This is a genomic window from Stenotrophomonas sp. GL_111, assembly GCF_057835245.1.
The window spans coordinates 3,033,834-3,048,851 of record NZ_CM174421.1; the positions used below are offsets into that span (position 1 = coordinate 3,033,834).

At 67.2% G+C, this 15,018-nt stretch carries 12 protein-coding genes; 4 read left to right on the forward strand and 8 right to left on the reverse strand.

Features of this window, described 5'->3' with window-relative positions:
* Window positions 1–164: 164 nt before the first annotated feature.
* Both AC3IPM_RS13560 and AC3IPM_RS13565 read left to right on the forward strand, forming a co-directional pair.
* Window positions 165–2,273, forward strand: a complete 2,109-nt coding sequence (locus tag AC3IPM_RS13560) for a M13 family metallopeptidase (protein WP_489304143.1) — start codon at window positions 165–167, stop codon at window positions 2,271–2,273.
* Window positions 2,274–2,600: 327 nt separating this feature from the next.
* The gene (locus AC3IPM_RS13565) at window positions 2,601–4,610 is read left to right on the forward strand and encodes a M13 family metallopeptidase (protein WP_489300448.1); all 2,010 of its coding nucleotides are present in this window, start codon (window positions 2,601–2,603) and stop codon (window positions 4,608–4,610) included.
* A 108-nt stretch (window positions 4,611–4,718) separates the two neighbouring features.
* On the opposite strand, the gene AC3IPM_RS13570 is transcribed toward AC3IPM_RS13565, so the two are convergent.
* The 8 genes from AC3IPM_RS13570 to AC3IPM_RS13605 all read right to left on the reverse strand — a co-directional run bounded on the left by AC3IPM_RS13570 (window position 4,719) and on the right by AC3IPM_RS13605 (window position 13,332).
* On the reverse strand, window positions 4,719–6,377 hold the full coding sequence (locus tag AC3IPM_RS13570; protein WP_489300449.1) for a saccharopine dehydrogenase family protein: 1,659 nt from the start codon (window positions 6,375–6,377) through the stop codon (window positions 4,719–4,721).
* A 13-nt stretch (window positions 6,378–6,390) separates the two neighbouring features.
* Window positions 6,391–7,062 (reverse strand): rhomboid family intramembrane serine protease, encoded by a 672-nt coding sequence (locus tag AC3IPM_RS13575; protein ID WP_489300450.1) that lies wholly within the window; start codon window positions 7,060–7,062, stop codon window positions 6,391–6,393.
* 75 nt (window positions 7,063–7,137) lie between these two features.
* A complete protein-coding gene (locus AC3IPM_RS13580; protein ID WP_489300451.1) occupies window positions 7,138–7,506 on the reverse strand; it encodes an MGMT family protein in 369 nt (122 codons plus the stop codon).
* Entirely contained in the window at window positions 7,503–8,426 is a 924-nt protein-coding gene (locus AC3IPM_RS13585; protein WP_489300452.1) for a DMT family transporter, read from the reverse strand. Before AC3IPM_RS13585 ends, AC3IPM_RS13580 begins: the two co-directional genes overlap by 4 nt.
* 88 nt (window positions 8,427–8,514) lie before the next feature.
* Entirely contained in the window at window positions 8,515–9,870 is a 1,356-nt protein-coding gene (gene gorA, locus AC3IPM_RS13590) for a glutathione-disulfide reductase (RefSeq protein ID WP_489300453.1), read from the reverse strand.
* Window positions 9,867–11,117, reverse strand: a complete 1,251-nt coding sequence (locus AC3IPM_RS13595) for an NAD(P)/FAD-dependent oxidoreductase (protein WP_489304145.1) — start codon at window positions 11,115–11,117, stop codon at window positions 9,867–9,869. The genes gorA and AC3IPM_RS13595 overlap by 4 nt, the downstream gene beginning before the upstream one ends.
* Window positions 11,118–11,119: 2 nt before the next feature.
* Complete coding sequence (locus tag AC3IPM_RS13600) at window positions 11,120–12,295, reverse strand: DUF418 domain-containing protein (RefSeq protein WP_489304147.1); 1,176 nt, start codon at window positions 12,293–12,295, stop codon at window positions 11,120–11,122.
* A gap of 557 nt (window positions 12,296–12,852) precedes the next feature.
* A complete protein-coding gene (locus AC3IPM_RS13605) occupies window positions 12,853–13,332 on the reverse strand; it encodes an FKBP-type peptidyl-prolyl cis-trans isomerase (protein ID WP_489300454.1) in 480 nt (159 codons plus the stop codon).
* A gap of 109 nt (window positions 13,333–13,441) precedes the next feature.
* Between AC3IPM_RS13605 and AC3IPM_RS13610 the strand changes: the two genes are divergently transcribed.
* Both AC3IPM_RS13610 and AC3IPM_RS13615 read left to right on the forward strand, forming a co-directional pair.
* Window positions 13,442–13,984: a C40 family peptidase gene (locus AC3IPM_RS13610; protein WP_489300455.1), complete on the forward strand. Its 543-nt coding sequence runs from the start codon at window positions 13,442–13,444 to the stop codon at window positions 13,982–13,984.
* Window positions 13,985–14,115: 131 nt separating this feature from the next.
* Window positions 14,116–14,892, forward strand: coding sequence for a C40 family peptidase (locus tag AC3IPM_RS13615; protein WP_489300457.1), 777 nt, complete (start codon window positions 14,116–14,118; stop codon window positions 14,890–14,892).
* The last annotated feature ends 126 nt before the right edge of the window (window positions 14,893–15,018 follow it).

Below are 15,018 nucleotides of genomic sequence, written 5' to 3' on the forward strand. Positions count from 1 at the left end.
CGGCCTTTGCCGGGTCTGCTTTTTCACGGGTACCACCGCCCCCCTTGCACCCGGCCATGACCTTCGACACCCTTGCAGGCCGGGCCAGCGGCGTATCGTCTGGCCCAAGGCCCCGCTGGGGGCACGCCCACGCAAGACTTTTCGGCCTGGAGGCCATACACGTGATCGCTCGCACTCCCAAGATTGTTCTGCTGACCCTGGCCGTTTCGGCCGCGCTGGTCGGCTGCGGCAAGAACGAAACCCCGGCGACGGACAGCGCGGCCTCCACCGCCGCCCCGGCTGCCGCTGCTGCCACCAACTACACGCTGGACGAAGGCAAGCTGCCCGCCTACAACGCGTTCCACCCGTCCGACCTGGATGCCAGCCTGGACGCCTGCAGCGCGTTCGGCGACTACGTCAACAGCAAGTGGCTGGCCGCCAATGAAATCCCGGCCGACCGCACCAGCTGGGGCGCCTTCACCATCCTCGACGAGCGCTCGGTTGCCGTGCAGCACCAGCTCGCCGAGCAGGTCGCGGCGGTCAAGAACCCGAACGGCATCGAGAAGATCGTCGGCGACTTCTGGGCCACCGGCATGGACGAGGCCAAGATCAACGCCCAGGGCATCGAGCCGCTGAAGGCCGACCTGGCCGCGATCGACGCGCTGCAGAACAAGGACGCCGTTGCCGACTACCTGCGCAGCAGCGCCGCCAAGGGCGAGAACGTGCTGTTCGGCTTCGGTCCGGAAGCGGACTTCAAGAACTCCAGCATGAACATGGCCTACGCCAGCCAGGGCGGCCTGGGCCTGCCGGATACCACCTACTACACCGACGCCAAGAACGCCGACAAGCTCAAGGCGTACGAAGCGCACGTGGCCAAGGTGCTGGAACTGTCCGGCGTGGCTGCAGCCGATGCGGCCAAGCAGGCCGCCGACGTGGTCAAGTTCGAAACCCGCCTGGCCAAGGCCTCCAAGTCCAGCGTCGAGCTCTCGCGCGATGTCTCGCTGTACTACAACCCGGTCTCGGTCGCCGATGCCGACACGCTGACCCCGAACTTCAGCTGGAGCAAGTTCTTCGAAGCCCAGGGCGTTGCGGCACCGGAGAAGTTCTCGCTGGCCATTCCCTCCTTCCACCAGGAAGTGAGCAAGGCGCTGGGCGACACCGACCCGTCGGTGTGGCGCGCCTACCTGCGCTTCCACACCGTCGATGGCGCCTCGCCGTACCTGAGCGACGCCTTCGTGGATGAGAACTACGCCTTCTACGGCAAGACCCTGAACGGCCAGAAGGAACAGAAGCCGCGCTGGAAGCGCGTGCTGGGCACCATCGAAAGCGATGCCGGCGATGCATTCGGCCAGCTGTACGTGAAGGTCGCCTTCTCCCCGGAAGCCAAGGCCAAGATGGAAGAGCTGGTCAAGAACCTGGCCGCCGCGCTCAAGGAGCGCATCCAGGGCCTGACCTGGATGAGCGATGAGACCAAGGCCAAGGCGATCGCCAAGTGGGAAACCTTCACCCCCAAGATCGGCTACCCGGACAAGTGGCGTGACTGGAACGGCCTGACCACCGGTCGCGACAGCTACCTGGGCAACGTGCGTGCGGCCAACGCATTCAACTACAAGTGGGCCCTGTCCAAGATCGGCAAGCCGGTGGACAAGACCGAGTGGGGCATGACCCCGCAGACCGTCAATGCCTACTACAACCCGCTGCAGAACGAGATCGTGTTCCCGGCCGCCATCCTGCAGCCGCCGTTCTTCGATCCCAAGGCCGACGACGCGCTCAACTACGGCGGCATCGGTGCGGTGATCGGCCACGAAATGACCCATGGTTACGACGACCAGGGCAGCCGTTTCGGGCCGACCGGCAACTTCGAGAACTGGTGGACCGCCGCCGACACCAAGAACTTCAGCGGCCTGACCGGCAAGCTGGTCAAGCAGTTCGACGGTTACAAGGTGGACGGCCAGGCCGTCAACGGCAAGCTGACCCTGGGCGAGAACATCGCCGATCTGGGTGGTGTCGCCACGGCCTACGATGCGCTGCAGAAGGCCTCGGCCGGCAAGGAAGATCCGAAGGTCGACGGCTTCACCCGCGATCAGCGCTTCTACTTCAACTGGGCCACCGTGTGGCGCACCAAGTACACCCCGGAGAACGCCAAGGTCCGCCTGGCCACCGATCCGCACGCCCCGGCGCAGTTCCGCGCGATGGGCGCGCCGTCGAACCTGCCGACCTTCGCCGCGGCCTTCCAGTGCAAGGCCGGCTCGCCGATGGTCCGCGCCGGCGACCAGCAGGTAGTGATCTGGTAAGCCTTCGCGTTACCGCGTGATCCGATGCAGGCAAAGGCCCGGGATATCCCGGGCCTTTGCTTTTTATCCCATTGGAGGGGCGTCTCACGCCCAGATCAACAGCAGCGGTTTCGTTCCGGGTGTGAGGCGAGCAGCGGGGCCCGCGCCCCAGCCACCTGCACCGCAGGGCCCTACACGGGGAAAATGCACCGTGGACCTCTCCCGCAGATGGGAGAAGAACCTTTGTTTCTTGGGCTCGCGAGCCGCGCTGCACCGCCCTCCATCACGCTCTTTTCGCTTTGCTTGGTACACTCGCGCGATCTTCAATCCTCGATGGATTTGCTTTACATGCCCAACTTCCGTCCGCTCGCCATCGCCCTGGGCCTGAGCCTGGCCTCCCTGGTCATTGCCAACGACGCGCACGCCGCACCGAAGAAGAAAGCCGGCCGTGCGCCGGCGGTCAGTGCGCAGTGCAGCGACTTCTACGATGCCACCAACGCCACCTGGCTCAAGGCCAACCCGGTGCCGCAGACCGGTGCCACCACCGCGCTGGGGCAGCTGGCCGAGCGTACCCGCGTACAGCAGCGCGAGCTGCTGGATGCGTCGATGAAGGCACCGCAGGGCAACGTGCAGAAGCTGCTGGGCGACTTCTGGGCCAGCGGCCTGGATGAAGCGGCGGTGGAGGCCGACGGTTCCAATCCGATCGCCCCGCTGCTGACCCGCATCAACGCGATCAAGAAGGCCAAGGACGTCCCGGCCTCGATCGCCGCGCTGCATCAGGTCGGCATCCCGGTGGCCTTCAACTTCGCCCCGGACGTCGACCTCAAGGCGCTGGACCGCCACATCGGCTACTTCATGCAGGGCGGCATGGGCCTGCCGGACCCGGCGTTCTACACCCGTACCGATGCCGACACCGTTGCGCTGATGGGCCGCTACCGCAACTACGTCAAGCAGATCCTGGCGCTGACCGGCACCCCGGCCGCCAAGCTGGACGCCGAGTCGCAGGCGGTGATCGCACTGGAAACCGAACTGGCACGCAACGCGCAGTCGCTGGCCGGGATCAACAACCCGTTCAACAACTACGCACCGATTTCCACCAAGGACCTCAACAGCCGCTACCGCAACCTGCAGCTGGATGCGTTCCTCAAGGTGCAGGGCGTCAACGACGACCTGGTCTCGCTGTCCGACCCGGCCCTGTTCAAGCAGCTCGACGGCATGGTCACCCGGATCAAGCCGGACCAGTGGAAGGCCTACCTGCGCTGGCGCGTGGGTGATGCCATGGCGCCGTACCTGTCCAAGGCCTACCGCGATGCGGAGTTTGAATTCCGTGGCCGCGTGATCCGTGGCGAGACCATCGCCCCGGCGCGCTGGGAGCAGACCCTGGATGCGATCAACGTCGCCGCCGGCCCGATGCTCGGCCGCGAATACGCCGCCAGGCACCTGTCCGCCGATGACCGCCGCCAGGCTGCGCTGATCGTCGACAAGATCCGCGAAGTGCAGATCGATGCAGTCAAGCGCAGCACCTGGATGAGCGCCGAGGCCAAGACCGAGGCGCAGGCCAAGCTGGCCGCGCTGAAGATCGAGATCGGCACCCCGCTGCGCGATCTGGATTACACCGTGCAGCCGATGGGCCGTGGCAGCTTCGGCGGCAACATGCTGATCGCCTCCACCTGGCGCCATCGCGAAGAAATGAAGCGCATCGGCAAGGGCAATGCCGACCGTCGCTGGGACGTGCTGCCGCAGCAGCCTGCGCTGGCGTATGACATCGCGCAGAACCGCCTGATCGTCACCGCCGCGGTGCTGCAGGGCCCGGTGTTCAATGCCAAGGGTGATACCGCCGACAAGTTCGGCAGCTACGGCGCGCTGGTCGCGCACGAGCTGACCCGCGCCATCGACGCCAAGGGCGCGCTGGTGGATGCCAAGGGCGAGCTGCGCAGCTGGTGGACCCCGGCCGACAAGACCGCCTGGACGCTGTTCGGCAACCGCGTCGCGGCGCAGTACGGCAGCTACGACTTCCCGGGTGTGAAGGGTGCCAAGGTCAACGGCGAGCTGACCCGCGAAGAGAACCTGGCCGATCTGGCTGGGTTGGAACTCGCCTGGGAGGCCTACAAGGCGGTAGAACCCAACGCCAAGCCGGCGGCCCAGCAGGGCTTCTTCCGCGCCTGGGCCAGCCTGTGGGCGCAGCAGCTGTCGCCGAATGAAGCGGCGCAGCGCTTGAGCTCGGACATCCTGGCTCCGGGCCGCTGGCGCACCAACGGTGCACTGTCGAACCTGCCGGCCTTCGGCGCGACCTTCAGCTGCAAGCCGGGCCAGCCGATGCAGCGCGTGGAGAACGACCAGATCAAGGTCTGGCGTTGAGTCCCACCCGAAAGTGTTAGTCAGGAAGGGCGCCCATGAGGCGCCCTTCTTTTTGGCAAAGGGCAAGTGCAAGTGCCGTCTTCTGCTGGGTCAGGCGCGCGCGTTGGGTCAGCCTTGCGGTTGCAGGGTGCCCTGGTAGGCGGCGATCAGGCCGATGAGCGGCGCGGCGATTTCGACGTTGAAGACGAAGCGTCCATCGCGTTCGGTCTCGAAGGTGCACCCGCCCGGCATCAGTGCCCTCGGCAACGGGATGCCCAGGCAGGACCAGCGCCGCGGCACCAGCAGCAGCCGGTCCTGTTCGACCACCAGCGCCAGCGCGATATCCACGATGCCGAAGCGCTCCACCAGCAGGTGCGCGTTCCTGCCCTGCCCGCGCCGTTGCCATGACGAGAAGGTACGTCCGGCGAAATCGCGGCTCCAGCGCTCGCCACCCGCCTCCGGCGAGAAGGCAACCGTGACCGGTACATCGCGTCCCGCCGGCGGGAATCCAATCACGCCGCCGACGATTCGCGACAGCAGCCCGCGCCCCCGTCTCACCTCGGCCGTGCCCGTCCACCGGCACGGCTGCGGCGCGGCATGCAGCGCCTGCACCTGCGCGGGCAGCGCATCGAATGCCGTTCCGAGCACCTGCTTATATAGCGCGGCGTCGGGCATCTCGCGGCGGAAGCCGGTGTGGATCGAACGACCCGCGAACAGGCGATCGTAGTCGGACAGTTCCAGCGCGCGGGTGGCCGCGCGTGCGCCCGGTGCAGGTCGCTCGCCCGTCAGCAGTTTGCGTACCACCGATTCGATCGCCATCGAAGGAATGTAGGGGCCATCGTCGCCCTCGGCGAGCAGATGCCAGCTCTGTTCCACCGGCACACCCGCACGGGTACCGGTGGCGCGGATGAACATTCCGCCGCGGTGCTCACCGAACTTCATCCGGTTGAGCACCGTGTAGAACACCCGTGACAACGGCACCAGCGATGGCAGGTGCAGCTGCGCGCGTGCCTTGGCCAGCAGGTTGAGGATGCGATGCAGCACCTCCGGCACCGGGCCGGCCCCCATCCAGATATCGGTCAGCTGCGGGTGCTCGGGCGGAATCACCTGCAGGTCGGGCACATCGACCAGCGAGAAATGCAGGTTGCGCAGCGGTACCTTCCCCGGCACGGCGATGGTGTAGCGCAGGCTTTCGGCCAGGCCCAGGCCGTGCCCGCGCGCACCGTTGCGCTGCAGCTTCACCGGTGAACCGGCATAGCCGACCACCGCGCGCATCACGTTCAGGCCGATGCCGGCATAGGGCGACGGCGCGATACCGCCCTGCACCGTCACGATGTCCATGTGCTGCGCCATCGCACGCAGCACCGCCGCGGTAAGCACCGGGAAACTGCTGACCCCGGACAGGACGAACACATTGGCGGCGTTGGCGCGCGTGTCGAACTGCGCCACGCCGAACACGAAATCGGCGGCGTCGGCGAAATCCAGGTAATCCACGCCCGCCGCGATGCAGGCGTCGATCACGCTGTAAGGACGATCGCCATAGTCCTGGAACGGACCGGAGGCATCCACCAGCAGATCCGGTCGCTCGGCCGCCAGCACCGGTTCGATCTGCTGGCGATCCACGGTCAGTGGGCGTACTGACGCGGCACCTGCATACGCGCTGCAGAAGGCAGTGGCGGCATCCAGGTTGCGGCCGCAGATGAGCAGCTCCAGCGCGGGAAGATCCGCCAGCAGTTCGGCCAGGCGTCCGCCGAACACGCCGTAGCCGCCCAGAATGAGGATCTTCATGCGTGCGCCAGGGCTACTTCACCCGGCGCAGATGGTTCGGCCGTGGCCCACCCGGCGGGCGGCGCTTGTTGAACGGCGACTGCCCGCGCCAGTAGCGGATCAGCAGCCAGCCGAACAACATGCCACCCAGGTGCGCGAAGTGCGCCACGCCCGGCTGCCAGCCGGTGGCACCGAACACCAGTTCCATCACGCCGAACAGGATCACGAAGGTGCGTGCCTTCATCGGGATCGGCGGGAACAGCAGCATCACCCGCTGGTTCGGGAACAGCATGCCGTAGGCCAGCAGCAGGCCGAACACGCCACCAGAGGCGCCCAGCACCGTGGCCGGATCCACCAGCATCGTGCCCACCAGCAGCTGGCACAGGCCGGCGCCGGCCACGCACACCAGGTAATAGGTCAGAAAGCGCTTCTCGCCCCAGGTCTGCTCCAACGGCGCGCCGAACATGAACAGCGCGAACATGTTGAAGAACAGGTGCATGAAGCTGCCATGCAGGAAACCGTAGGTCAGCAGCTGCCAGGGCTGGAAATTGCCGCCCGGCGAGAACGCATCGAAGTCGCCCCGCAGCGGTTGCAGCATGAAGGGTTCAAACGTGCTGTTGCCGAGCAGGAACGGCTGCTGCAGCACGAACAGCACGATGTTGGCGATCAGCAGCGCCTTGGTGACAGTGGGCAGTCGCGGGAACATGAGGGCATCCTATGGAACTGCACCCATCATAGCCGCAGCGCCCTGCCCTGGCTGGCAGGGGCATGCGCGGCCCGCTCAGCCCGGCCCCCACACCGCCGCGTCCAGGTCGTCGGCGCGGCTGCGCGGCATCTGCTTGACCCGACCGCGCTCGATCGCCACGCCTTCGGCTCGCAGCCGCTGGCTCTGCTCGCGCCAGCCATGGGAACCTTCCGGCATGGCAATGCGCCCGTCCGAGCGCAGCACCCGGTGCCAGGGCAGGTCCGGGTCTTCGTTCTGGCCCAGCACCCGCGCCGTCAGCCGTGCGCGGCCCGGCAGGCCGGCCTTGGCCGCCACCTGTCCATAGCCCATCACCTGCCCGCGCGGAATGGCCCGGATCACCGCCAGGATGCGTTCGCGCGCCTGTGCGGCCGCGTCTTCCGGCGATGCCAGCGGCGTTGCCTTCACGCGCGAACGCGGCTGACCAGCAGCACGCCGACCAGCACCAGCGCCGTCCCCAGGATCTGCCAGGGGCCCATGGGTTCGTCGAGCAGCCATAGACTCATCACGATGGTGGATACCGGGCCGAGCATACCGACCTGGGCGGCCAGCGACGAGCCGATCCGCTTCACCGCCAGCATGATCGCCATCACCGGCAACACCGTGCACACCGTCGCGTTGATCAGGGACAGGGTGTACACCGGCGTCGGCGCGCTCACCAGCACCGACCACGGATGCAGCACGGCGAAGTGCGCCACGCACAGCACGCAGGCCACACAGCTGGCATAGGCGGTCAAGCGGATCGCACCGATCCTGGCCACCACCTGGCCGCTGCCGAACAGGTACAGCGCATAGCTGAGCGCACTGGCGAACACCAACGCGCTGCCGAGCACGATGCGCCCGCCCTCCAGCTGCAGGTCATGCCCGAAGGCGAGCAGTACGCCCAGATAGCTGAGCCCGAGTGCGGCCAACTGCCAGCGTCCCGGCCGCTTTTTCAGCAGCACCAGGCTGATCAACAGCACCAGGGTCGGATTGAGATACAGGATCAGCCGCTCCAGGGTGACGCTGATGTACTGCAGGCCCTGGAAGTCCAGCAGGCTGGACAGGTAGTAGCCGGTAAACCCCAGCCACACCACCCGGCCCCGGTCCGCCCAGGACAACGCCGTGGCGCGCCGCGCCGACCACACCGCCAGCAGTGCGAACAAGGGAAAGGCCATCAGCATGCGCAGCGCCAGCAGCGTGGTGGCATCCACCCCGTGCCGATACGCCAGTTTCACGATGACGGCCTTGCCGGATGCGGCAACCGCGCCGATCGCGGCCAGCGCGATGCCACCGGCAGCGATACGGGCGGAGGACGTGGCGAGGTGGGCAGGCGCTGGGGACGACATCAGGACGGCACACGGCCGCGCGGGGCGGCCGGGTCAAGGGTGGGATCGCTATTGTCGCATGGGCTAGACGCGGGCCGTTGCTGCGCCTTCAGCGCATCAGTACCACTTCTTCTGCCGAGGTCGGGTGGATGGCGACGGTGTCGTCCAGCTGTGCCTTGGTCACGCCCAGCTTCACCGCGACGGCGAAGCCCTGCAGGATCTCGTCGGCGGCATCGCCAAGCAGATGCACGCCGACCACGCGTTCCTCCTCGCCCACGCAGACCAGCTTGAACAGGCTGCGCTGGGTGCCGTCGGCGAGTGCCTGCAGCATGGGACGGAAATTGCTGCGGTACACGCGCACATCGCCGTGGCGCTCACGCGCCTGTTCCTCGCTCAACCCTACCGCGCCGAGCGCCGGATGCGAGAACACCACGCTGGCCACATTCTCATAGTCCATCTTCGCCTGCGTTTTTCCACCGAACAGGCGATCCATCAACGTGCGCGCGGCGGCGATCGCCACCGGGGTCAGCCCGACCTTGCCGGCGATATCGCCCAGTGCATACACGCTGGGGACCGCCGTGGCCTGCCATGCATCGACCTCGACCTCGCCCTTCTCGCCGACCACGATGCCCAGTGCTTCCAACCCCAGTCCGGCGCTGTTGCCGCGACGGCCGGTGGCGAAGAACAGCGTGTCGAAGCGTGTTTCATGTGGGCCCTCATCGCCGTGGGCGATCAGCGCCTCACCCTCGCGACGCAGCTCGCGCAGGCGGTAGTTGAAATGCAGCTGCACGCCTTGATGGCGCAGGTTGTCGGTGAGCTGCGCGGTCAGTTCCGCATCGAAGCGTTCCAGCAGGCGCTCGCCGCGCACCAGCAGCGTGACCCGGCTGCCCAATGCCTGCAACAGGCCCGCCAGCTCCACTGCGATGTAGCCCCCGCCGACGATCGCCACGTGCGCCGGCGCGCTGCACAGGTTGAAGAAATCATCCGACACCGAACCCAGCTCGGCACCGGGAATATCCGGCCGCTGCGGGTGTGCGCCGGTGGCGATCAGCACGTGCGTCGCGCTGATCTGCACGCCATCGCTGCACTCCACGGTGTGCGCGTCCACCAGCCGCCCCTTGCGCGGTACCCGCACGATGCCGCTGGCATCCAGACGCTTGAGGTAGCTGGCGTGGATATTGGCGATATAGGCCTGGCGATGCACCACCAGTTCCTTCCAGTCCAGTGCCGGGCGTACGGGCACATCGAAGCCCATCGCCGCGGCCAGCCCGATCCGCTCGGCCAGGTCGGCGGCCAACCACATCGCCTTCTTCGGCACGCAGCCGACATTGACGCAGGTGCCGCCCAGTTCGCCGGGCTCCAGCATCGCCACCCGCTGGCCATGCTGCGCAGCGCGGAAGGCCGCTGCCAGGCCGCCGGAGCCACCGCCCAGCACGATCAAGTCATAGTCGTAATGCGTTGTCATTGGAATCGCTCAACTCGGTAAGGGGCAGGATCCAGCGCCGGCGGCGTGCCGGTGATCAGGTCGGCCATCAACTGTCCGGTGCCCACGCTCATGCTGATCCCGAGCATGCCATGCCCGGCCGCGAGCCAGACGTGAGGATGCGCCGGAACACGGCCCAGCAGCGGCAGATCGTCCACGCTCATCGGACGCCAGCCACACCACTGTTCCTGCAGAACGGGGCCACGTGGGTGGTGCAGATACAACGCGGCGGCGGCATCCAGCGCGCGCAACCGCGTCGCGGTAAGGCGTGGGTCGCGACCGCAGAATTCCATGGTGCCGCCCAGCCGCAGCGACTGCTCCCAGGCGATCACGAACACCGAATGGTCCTTGAGCACCACCGGACGCCGAGGCACCTGCACCGGCCGCGCATAGGTCAGCGAATAGCCTTTGCCGGGCTGGATCGGAATGCGCAGGCCCAGTTGTCGGCCCCATTGCGGCGACCACGGCCCTGTGCCCAACAGCAGGTCGCTGGCGCGGCGCACCCCGTGCGTGGTCTGCACGCTCACCCCGCCCTCCTGCGGGTGCAATGACAACACCCGGCACTCCTCTTCGATGATCACCCCGCGCTGCTGCAGCACGCGCGCGAGCGCGGCAGTGAAAAGGTCGGGGCGCAGCTGGGCATCGCCGGGAAAGTGGATCGCACCGGCCAGCCCCTCGCGGAACGCCGGATGCTGGCGACTGTAGTCCGCACCGTCTTCGATCCGCGTCGCGATCCCCAGCGCATCAAGCGCGACACACTCGGCCGCATGCCGCTCGAAATTGCGCGGATCGCGGAACACATAGTCCAGGCCCTGCGTCTGGAACTCGCAGTCGAGCGCGTAGCGCTGCACCCACTCGCCCAACCGACGCCGTGAGTCGTTGAGCAGGGCCGCGCGGCTGCGGGTGCTGTGCAACCAGTCGTGTGCGTTGCAGCGCCGGGCGAACTGGAACAACCAACGCCACAGCGCCGGATCCAGCCGCGGCGGGATATACAGCGGTGCCTGCGGCGACAGCATCCACTGCAGTGCGCGCCACGGAACACCCGGTGCCGCCAGCGGGGGCGCGTGGCTGGGGGTGATGGTGCCGCAGTTGCCGTGCGAGGTGGCCGCGCCGATCCGGCCGGCCTCCAGTACCCGCACCGAACGGCCGGCCTCGCTCAAGGCCAGCGCGGTGGTCAAGCCGATCGCACCGGCGCCGACCACCAGCACATCCTGCGCGCGCCCGTGCATGCTCAGGCCTGCGCCACCGATCGCCGCAGGGGTGGCCACCGGCCATAGGTCAGTGCGCGCCAGATCCACTCCAACGGACCAAAGCGGAAGTGACGCAACCAGACATGGCTGATCACCACCTGCAGCGCGAACACTGCCAGCGCGAAGGGCACCTGCCAGAACCGCGGCATGCTCTCGAACGCGCCCAGGCCATACCCGTAGAACAGCCACGTGCACACCAGCGACTGGCCGATGTAGTGGGTCAACGCCATCCGCCCCATCGGCGCCAGCCATGCCAGGTGCGCGCGCAGATGCACGATCCAGCCCAGGTAGCCCAGGCACATCAACAGCCCGGCCACCGACGACAGCGCATAGGCCATGCCGCTGGCGGCACTGAAACTGCCCGGTGCCACGTAAGGCACCCAGCACGCGCTCACCAGCATCAGCACCAGGCCGATCGGCAGCGCGCCCCAGCGCAGCCGTCGATACAGCCGCTCGAAACGCACTGGCGTTGCCAGCGCGCCGCTGCGTGCAAACCAGCTGCCGATCAGGAACATGCCCAGCACTTCCGGCCCGATGATCAGGATCGCCGACAGACTGGCCCCCAGATCACGCAGGCGCTGTCCCACCGCATCGGCCCAGCTGCCATGGCCGTACGCCTGCCGCTGCAGTTCCACCGTACTGCCGACGTTGGCCAGCGCATCGCGCAATGGCACACCGCCATCTTCCACAGGCAGGGTGCCCCCGATCGTCAGCCCGAGCAGGACCATCAACGCCGCCGCGCTCAGGTAACAGACCACGCCCATTGCCGGCAGCCAGCGCGTGGGCGCTTCGCGGAAGGCCAGCAGTGGCATCGACAGCATCGCGTACATCACCAGGATGTCACCGGACCAGACCAGCACCGCATGGCACAGGCCGATCAGCAGCAGTGCCACACTGCGGCGCACGTAGAACGGGGTGAAGTCGCGGCGTGCAACCTCGGCGCGCTGGGCCATGATCGCAAAGCCCGCGCCGAACAGCAGCGAGAACAGGGTGAAGAACTTGCCCTGCACCAACACGTAGATGAGCGCGTCGGTCACGTAGTCCAGACCGTGCCAATGCGGATCGATACCGGTAAAGGCCAGGTCCAGCGGCCCGCTGAACGCCTCCATGTTCATCAGCAGGATGCCCAGCAGCGCGACCCCGCGCAGGATGTCCATGACCGTGATGCGGTCGCCGGCATCCACCGGCTGCAGGGGGAAAGAAGCAGCGTTCACAGACTATCCGCGGACCAGGGCGGCCATTATGCCGCTGCATCGGGCCACGCGTGCGGGCCAAATCCGAAGCAACAGCGCGGCGCTGTAGGTGGGTCGGGTACGCGGGCCCCGATGCCCTTGCCGGCGAATGTCCCCCGGCGCCGGCCTGCGGCCGTCCCCTCCTCCTTTACTTCGCCCGCAAGGGCATCGGGGCCCGCGTGTAGAGAGCACTGGGCGCCGCAGAAGCGCCGGGTTTTACAGTTGCGTTCCGAAGCCGAGCCCCCTTTGTGGCTGGCAGGCGACTGGGCAAAGTAAAGGAGGAGGCCGTCGCCGCCCGGCGGTGGCCGGGGGACATTTGCCAAGGCGCCTGCCAGCCACAAAGGGGGCCCCAACGCGCGCCACCCGCCCAGACGAAGACGGAACCGCACTTGCAGGTCGCCACTACACAACCGCGCCGGTGAAGCCCCCAAAAAAAACGGCCCGCCAAGGCGAGCCGTTCCATCACACCAGGGCGCTTGGCCTCAGTGCTGGTGACCACCGTCGCCGTGCACGTGACCGTGCTCCAGCTCCTCGGCCGCCGCTTCACGCACGTCCACGATCTCCACCGAGAAGTGCAGGTCCTTGCCGGCCATCGGGTGGTTCAGATCCACGTCCACCACGCTCATGCCGACCTTCTCAACGGTCACCGCGCGCGGGCCGAAGTTGGTCTGCAGCACCACCTGCTGGCCCGGAATCAGCTTGCTGGTACCGAAATGCTTCTTCGGCACGCGCTGGGTCAGACCCTCGCGGCGCTCGCCGTAGGCATCGGCCGCCTTGACGTCGACCTCGAAGCTGGCGCCGGCTTCCTTGTCCATCATGGCGTTTTCCAGGCCCGGAATGATGTTGCCGTGGCCGATCAGGATCGCCAGCGGATCACGGTCCTTGGAGCTCTCGATCGGTTCCTGGCCCTGCTCGGACACGGTGTAGTGGAAACGGACGACGCTGTTCTTCTCGATCTTCATGCGCAACTCTTGCTGGAGGCTGCCGGGGCAGACGGGTGAGGAGGGTTGTGGCCCACCGGATACGCCGCCATCATGACGGCCTTCTGAGGTGGCGCATTATCCGGACATCATGCAGCTGACGCCAGTTTCGCCCGCAACCCGCCCGAACCTTCGCCTGGCCCTGGTGCTGATCTGCGCCGCCGCGCTGTCCGCCTGTGGCGGCGGCAAGACCACCCGGCCCGCCCCGCCGCCGGCCTCCACCCAGGTCTGGCCCAGCGTCAGCCCCAACGACCCGCAGGCCGCCAACGCCGTGCTGATGCGCGCCATCGGCCTGGTCGGCACCCCGTACCGTTACGGCGGCAACACCCCCGAATCCGGTTTCGACTGCAGCGGCCTGGTCACGTATGTCTACCGCGAGATGCTCGATCTCAAGCTGCCGCGGACCTCGCGCGACCTGGCGGCCATACAGGGGCCGAAGATCGAACCCAAGCGGCTCGCGTCCGGCGACCTGGTGTTCTTCGGCAGCCGCGGCAACGTGTCCCATGTGGGCATTTACGTCGGCGAAGGGCGCTTCGTACATGCCCCCACCACCGGTGGCACGGTCCGCCTGGACTCACTCGACGGCCCCTATTGGAAAGACCACTACACCGGTGCGAAACGTGTCCTGCACTAAGCTGAACAGGGCGAATGGCCAAAAATGTGACGGGCATCACTGCCATCAAAACGAAAATTTAACGAAATTTGTACCTAATCACCGCTCTTACACGGCATGATCACCCATCGTTTTTATTCAGTGACCGCCGCGTGACGACAGACGACCTGACTTGCCAAGGCCAGACCGCCGCCCCCAGGCGCACCATCCGCCCCGCTTTCCTTGCTTTCGCGCTCTGCCTGTCCAGCCTTCCGGCCTGGGCACAGACCGCACCCGCAGCTGCTGTCGACGCCGCCCCGGCTGGCTCCACCGCTGCCCCCGAATCCCCTGCCGCCGCCAAGCTCAAGGCTGACGCGCCGGCCCGCAGCAAGGCTGATGCCGCTGCCAGCGCCACCCTCGCCGCCCTGCTGCCGCACCTGGCCGCCAACGACACCATTCCCCTGATGGACCGCTCGGCGATGTTCGCCGGCGATCTCAGCCGCCTGCTCGCCAACTACGACGCCAGCTCCGCCAATGGCGCGGTGGTGGGCGGCGCCGCCGACAACGGCAAGGTGCAGTCGCTGCTGCGCCGTGCCATGACCCTGCTGGGCACCCCGTACCGCTGGGGCGGCACCTCGCCGGACAGCGGTTTCGACTGCAGCGGCCTGGTCGGCTATGTGTTCCGTACCGCGCTGGGCATCGAGCTGCCGCGCGTCTCGCGCGAAATGGCCCATGACGGCGACGCCGAGCTGATCAACGACCGCAACGCGCTCAACGCCGGCGACCTGGTGTTCTTCGGCCGCAAGGGCCGGGTCGACCACGTCGGCATCTACGTCGGCGAAGGCCGCTTCCTGCATGCCCCGAGCACCGGCAAGGACGTCCGCGTCGACAGCCTGGTCAGTGGCTACTGGGGTGCGAAGTTCATGCAGGCCCGCCGCGTCGATCTCTGACCGCTGCGCCGGTACTGCCGCCAAAGGCCGCTGCCCTGCAGCGGCCTTTTTCGTTTCCGGGCCCTGGGCTTGGCCGCTGCCGCCGCAAACCGGCGTTGTTTCTTCTGTCGTACCGGCAATCGCTTG